Below are 6239 nucleotides of genomic sequence, written 5' to 3' on the forward strand. Positions count from 1 at the left end.
ACCCACGATTGCCGCAGGAGCAAAGCCGCCCGCCCCGTTCCACAACAACGTGCCCCAGCTCACCCGCGTTGCCAAACGCACCGCGCAGGATCTCGCCATTGGAGATCACCCCAAGCCCCAGACCAGTGCCAAAATAAACAAAACAGAAGGATTGCAGATCCGTAGCAGAGCCAGTTGTCTGCTCTGCAATCGCTGCCGCCGTCGCATCATTTTCCACGCGCACAGGCACCTGAAGCACATCTTCAAACAGCACCTGCGGGTCTTTATCGTCCCAGCCAACCAGCTCGGCCTTCCCCGCTCCGGTCAATCCCACACGGCCAAACGGACCTGGCATAACGATTCCCGCACCCAAAACAGGCGGTGCGTTCTTGCCAATGGATGAAAGAGCCTCATCGCAGGCCGCCTTAACGGTTGGCAAAACCACAGCGGGCTCACTGCTCTCGATATGTATGCGCTTGGTGTAAAGCGTATCGCCAAGAAAATTCACCAGCGCGCATAAGATCGCGTTGGGGCGAACTTCCACCCCCAGCGCAACAGCACCCGCCGGATTTAAAGTGTATTGCACCGCAGGCAAACCACGCCCTTTTGTTTGCCGCTCACCCGCAAGAATCAGAGCTTCGCTCTCCAATTCAGCTATAATGTTACTCATTGCCTGTGTGGACAAACCGGTCAGGCGCGCAAGTTCTGCTCGCCCCAGTTTGCCATGAGAACGTAAGTGCCCGAGAACGACTTTCCTATTGTGAAGTCGAGTTCTTTCGGCGTTGGAGCCAATGATTTTAAGTGGTGTTTTTCGATGCATATCTATCCATTAAATCAAAACACTTGAATACTCAACTCAATTGAATTAAATCTGTTCAGCATTGTGAAATATTAAGAGAAGAACATTTCTTTTCGCAATTTATCAAAAGAAGCCGGGGCGAGGAATAGAGGGCAGCTCCGACTTTAGGACTTAGGAGAGGGTCTTATGAAGCAGTTGAAAAAGTGGATGCTGGGGGCAACCACCGCGGCTTGCGCAATGTATGCAGCAGGTAGCGCACAAGCAGTTGAAATTGAGTACTGGCAATATTTCTTTGAGCCACGAGTGAAAGCAATGGAAACCCTGATCGAAAACTTCGAGAAGGCTAATCCGGACATCACCGTGAAAATGACCCACTTCCCGTATGCAGATTACCGCACGAAAGTGGCAGCCGCGATCCCTGCGGGTCAGGGCCCGGATGTGGTGCAGCTGTTTTACGGCTGGTTGAACGACTACGTAAACGCAAAACTCATTCAGCCACTTCCAAACGACGTTTTCCCGCCAGCTGAAATTGAGACTGAGTTCTTCCCAATGGTTCAGGCCATGAAGCGCGGCGATCAGTATATGGCCCTGCCAACCGCAGTGCGCTCGCTGGCTCTGTTCTACAACAAGCGCCTGTTCGACAAAGCTGGCATCGACGGCCCGCCAAAGACGCTGGACGAGCTGGTTGAAACCGCGAAGAAACTCACTCAGAAAGACGGCGCAGGCAACCAGTCCACCGTGGGCATCACCACCGGCATGAACGCACAGGATCACCACTGGTTCCGCGAAGTGCTCATCCGCCAGTTCGGTGGTGATCCTTACATGAATAACTACAAAAAGGTGAACTACGACACAGACGCCGGTAAAGCCGCTCTGAAGTATTACTCCGATCTTGAGTTCACCCACAAAGTGACCGCAGCAGGCTTCATGGATGAGCCGCAGGCCGCCTTTAAAGCAGGCCGCGCAGGCATGCACATCGACGGCTCCTTCCGCATCGGCGCACTCAACAAAGTGCGCGGTCTCAAATGGGGTGTTGCAGAACTGCCAGCCGCTGTTGATGGCACTCAGTCCAACTACTCGTCTTACTGGGTGAACGGCATCACGTCCAAAGCCACCGATGAGAAGTACGACGCAGCCGTAAAGTTCATGAAGTACGTCACCTCCGATGAGGCCATGCAAGTCTGGCTCGACACCGTTGGCGAACTTCCTGCAAAGCCTTCTGCAGCAATGACAGAAGTCAACGCCAACCATGAAGTCTACGGCCCATTCATCAAAGGCCTTGGTTATGCGAAGACAACAATCTTCGCCAACGAAAGTGGTCAACGTCAGGCTCTGATGGACATGGTTGGACGTATGCGTCTTCAAGATCAGTCTGCAGACGATTCCCTTGCTCAGGCAGCAGACGAAGAGCAGAAAATACTCGACGACTACTACAACTAAGCATCAAACGACAGCGTATCTCCGAAAAGCGGAAGCCGGTTTTCGAAGATACGCAAAACATGGTGTGGGGGCACCCACCTTGCCCCCACACCATCAAGACAGCATGTAGGGCAAAGGCTCTTTAAGCAGAGCCATAAAACACCTTAAAACAAATAGTTAAAGCAGTCTCATGAATAATACTCTGAGCGAACTGCTGCAATTCCGGCTATAACCAGGGGGCGGTTTTGGGGATTTATAAGAGGCTCTCGATCTCGCAAAAGCAGATCGTCTGGGCGTGGGGGCTACTTGCCATCCCAATCGTTTTTTATGTAGTCGTGCGCTTCTATCCAACAGCGAACGCTATTCTGCTCTCTTTTCAGGAATGGAACCTGCTCGGCTCCCGCAATTGGACCGGGTTCGACAATTATGTAAAGCTGTTCAGTGATCCCACATTCTGGAAAGTGTTCGCCAACACCTTCCTCTATTTGATCTTGGGAACACCAAGCTCCCTGCTTCTTGCCTTCGTGATCGCGTTCCATCTCGACAAACTACGCTTCATGCATGGCACGATCCGCGCACTGTACTTCCTGCCATTCATGACCAGTGCAGTCGCGATGGCGTGGGTCTGGCGCTGGTTTTACCAGCCAGTTCCAATCGGGGTCTTCAACAACACGCTGGCCACTTTCGGCATCCCGCAAATCCCGTTTTTGAACTCAACCACCTTTGCACTGCCATCCATTCTGGCACCGGCCATTTGGGCAGGACTAGGCTTTCAGGTCATCATCTTCATGGCTGGTCTGCGCGCTATTCCGCAAACCTATTATGAGGCAGCCCGCATTGATGGCATCTCCGCGTGGGAAACGCTGACCGAGATCACCATTCCACTTCTCAAGCCAACCATCGTCTTTCTGGTTGTCTTTTCCTCCATTGGCTTCCTGCGCATCTTCGATCAGGTCTTCAACATGACCACGAATGATCCGGGCGGCCCTCTCAACTCCACCAAGCCGTTGGTTCTGATGATCTATGACACGGCCTTCAACTCTTTTGACATGGGGTATGCGGCAGCACAAACAGTTGTTCTGTTCACCGTTTTGCTTGTCGTCAGCCTGCTGCAATTGCGCATCATGAGGGATAAGTAACATGGCTCTTTCAGATACACTGAACACAAGCAAAAGTGCCTCGTCCCTGCGCAATTCTGCCCGCAGAAAACGCAGTCAGGCGCAGTTCATCCGTTGGCTCCTGCTGTTTGCAGGTGGCATCGCCATGATCATGCCAATCGTCTTCATGCTGTCCACCTCCTTCAAATACCCGTTTGAGGTCTACAACCTGAACCTCATCCCGGAAGAACCAACCATTGAGAACTACACCTACGTTCTTGAGGACGGGCGCTTCTTCGGCTGGTTCACCAACTCATTGTTCATCGCAACCATCACAACCATCTGTAATGTGCTGTTTGACAGCCTCGTCGGTTACGTCCTGTGCAAGTACACCTTCCCGGGCCGTTACATCATCTTCATCGCCATCCTGTCGACCCTGATGATCCCGACTGAAATGCTGGTTATTCCCTGGTACCTGATGAGCTCTGCATTCGGCTGGCTCGATACCTACTGGGGCATCATGTTCCCGGGTCTCATGACCGCTTTTGGCACCTTCCTCATGAAGCAGTTCTTTGAAACTGTTCCGGATGACTTCCTGGAAGCTGCGCGGATTGATGGCCTCAACGAACTTCAGATCTGGTGGACCGTGGCCATGCCACTGGTACGCCCAGCTTTGGCAGCTCTGGCAATCTTCGTGTTCCTCGGCAATTGGACAGCCTTCATCTGGCCACTCATCGTCACCAACAGTCAGGAAATGTACACCCTGCCCGTTGGCCTCACCACCTTCTCTGTAGAAGCGCAGGTGGAGTGGGAACTGATCATGACAGGCGCAGCAATTTCAACCATCCCGACCCTGATCGTATTTCTGGTATTCCAGCGCTACATCATTCGCGGCGTAGTAATGGCAGGGCTTAAAGGATGATCGACAGCTCCAAGTTCCCCCATCCTGTCTACAAAGACACAGTGCTTGCACCGCTTTTTGAAGGCGTGAAAGCCCACCATGTGGCCTCAATCACTCAGATCAATCAGGCCCATCTGGTGATGCTGTGCGAGACTGGGATTGTCCCAGTTGAAACCGGCAAGCAAATCGCCAAGGCATTGCTTGAGATCGAAAAGGATCTGACTGACACTGATCCAGAATACACAGGCGAATATGAGGACTACTTCTTCCTCGTTGAAGCTGAGCTGAAAAAGCGTCTCGGACCAGATATTGCAGGCATGCTGCACACGGCCCGCTCACGCAATGACATGGACCACACGGTCTTCAAGCTGGCGCTGGCAAAACGCTGTGATGCCCTCACCCAGCAGGCTTTGCATCTGTGTGATGTGCTGATCAAGAAAGCCGAGATCGAGAAAGAAACGCTGATTGTTGCCTACACCCACGGGCAACCGGCACAACCATCCACCTTCGGGCATTACCTGTCCGCCGCGCTGGAAGTGCTGCTGCGAGATCTGGAACGACTGAATCTGGCAAGAGCTGGCATTGACCACTGCCCGATGGGCGCTGCGGCCATCACCACCTCCGGCTTCCCGATCAATCGAGAGCGTATGGCGCAGCTGCTTGGCTTCAGCGAACCGCTGCTCAACTCCTATGGCTGTATCGCCTCAGTAGATTACGTGACTGGCCTGTACTCGGCCATGAAGCTCATGTTCCTGCATCTGGGCCGCGTCATTCAGGACATGCAGTTCTGGAGCGCGTTCGAAGTTGGACAGCTCTACGTGCCAAACAGCTTGGTGCAGATTTCTTCCATCATGCCACAAAAGCGCAATCCGGTGCCGATCGAGCACCTGCGCCATCTGGCATCAATCACAGTTGGCCGCTGCGATGCAATCGTCGGCACCATGCACAACACCCCGTTCACCGATATGAACGACAGTGAGGGCGAAGTGCAGCAGGCAGGCTATGCAGCCTTTGAAAGCGGCAGCCGCGTGCTGGATCTTTTTGCAGCACTCATCGCAGCAAGCTCCATCAACGAAGAGCGCGTTGCGAAAAACACAGATGCCTCCTGCATCACCATCACAGAACTGGCGGATACACTGGTGCGGGAGGAAGGCCTCTCCTTCCGTCAGGCCCATGAGATTGCAGCAGACACAGCGAAATCAGTGATCGCAGAGCAAAAGCCACTGCGTGATGGTTTTGACCCATTTGGCAAGGCCTTTGAGGCACATGCTCAAAAGGTATCCAACATGAGCGAAGACCAGTTCATGCATGCTGTCAGTGCTGAGAACTTTGTTGCTATTCGCACCCGCCCCGGCGGGCCTGCTCCAAGTGCATTGGATGCTGCTTTGGAAACTTACAAGCAGTCCGCCAAAGCCTTGAGAGCCAAAAACAAATCATTTGCAGATCAAAGCGTGCAGGCCACTTTAGTGCGCAGCGCTGCTTTTGCAAAACTAGTGCAGGAGTGATCGATTGACCACCGTATCCTTAAACAACCTCAAAAAGTCCTACGGGGACACTCAGGTCCTGCATGGCATCGATCTGGACATCCAGTCCGGTGAGTTCGTTGTTCTGGTTGGCCCGTCCGGCTGCGGCAAGTCCACCACCCTGCGCATGATCGCAGGTCTGGAGGAAATTTCCGCAGGCGACATCCGCATCGGCGGCGATGTGGTCAACGACATGGAGCCCAAAGAGCGCAACATCGCCATGGTCTTCCAGAACTATGCGATCTACCCGCATATGACAGTGCGCAAAAACATCGGCTTCGGTCTGCGCACGTCCAAGCTATCCAAGGACGAAAAAGACGCGCGTATCAATGAAGTCTCCGGCATTCTGGAACTGACAAACCTGCTCGACAGAAAGCCGAACCAGCTTTCCGGCGGCCAGCGCCAGCGCGTCGCCATTGGCCGCGCCATGGTGCGTGATCCAGCAGCCTTCCTGTTTGACGAGCCTCTGTCCAATCTGGATGCACAGCTGCGCACCCAGATGCGACTGGAGATTAAAAAGC

The 6239-nt window shown here is 53.5% G+C and carries 6 protein-coding genes; 5 read left to right on the forward strand and 1 reads right to left on the reverse strand.

The genetic code is table 11. The annotated features are described in order from the left end of the window. Window positions 1-649, reverse strand: a 649-nt coding sequence (locus PPL9_RS17985; protein ID WP_152986745.1) for an ROK family protein, incomplete at its 3' end; no start/stop codon positions are given. Between the two features lie 315 nt (window positions 650-964). On the opposite strand from PPL9_RS17985, the gene PPL9_RS17990 reads away from it, so the two are divergent. From PPL9_RS17990 to PPL9_RS31430, 5 genes are all read left to right on the forward strand, one after another. Next, window positions 965-2218: an extracellular solute-binding protein gene (locus PPL9_RS17990; RefSeq protein ID WP_057463990.1), complete on the forward strand. Its 1254-nt coding sequence runs from the start codon at window positions 965-967 to the stop codon at window positions 2216-2218. Window positions 2219-2442: 224 nt separating this feature from the next. Continuing rightward, window positions 2443-3336, forward strand: a complete 894-nt coding sequence (locus tag PPL9_RS17995; RefSeq protein WP_057463991.1) for a sugar ABC transporter permease — start codon at window positions 2443-2445, stop codon at window positions 3334-3336. A gap of 1 nt (window position 3337) precedes the next feature. Beyond that, window positions 3338-4216: a carbohydrate ABC transporter permease gene (locus PPL9_RS18000; protein ID WP_057463992.1), complete on the forward strand. Its 879-nt coding sequence runs from the start codon at window positions 3338-3340 to the stop codon at window positions 4214-4216. Continuing rightward, window positions 4213-5700: an argininosuccinate lyase gene (gene argH, locus PPL9_RS18005; protein ID WP_057463993.1), complete on the forward strand. Its 1488-nt coding sequence runs from the start codon at window positions 4213-4215 to the stop codon at window positions 5698-5700. The genes PPL9_RS18000 and argH overlap by 4 nt, the downstream gene beginning before the upstream one ends. Window positions 5701-5704: 4 nt before the next feature. Then, a partial coding sequence (locus PPL9_RS31430) for an ATP-binding cassette domain-containing protein (RefSeq protein WP_152986746.1) occupies window positions 5705-6239 on the forward strand: 535 nt, incomplete at its 3' end.

The organism is Pseudovibrio sp. POLY-S9 (genome assembly GCF_001431305.1).
GTDB lineage: Bacteria > Pseudomonadota > Alphaproteobacteria > Rhizobiales > Stappiaceae > Pseudovibrio.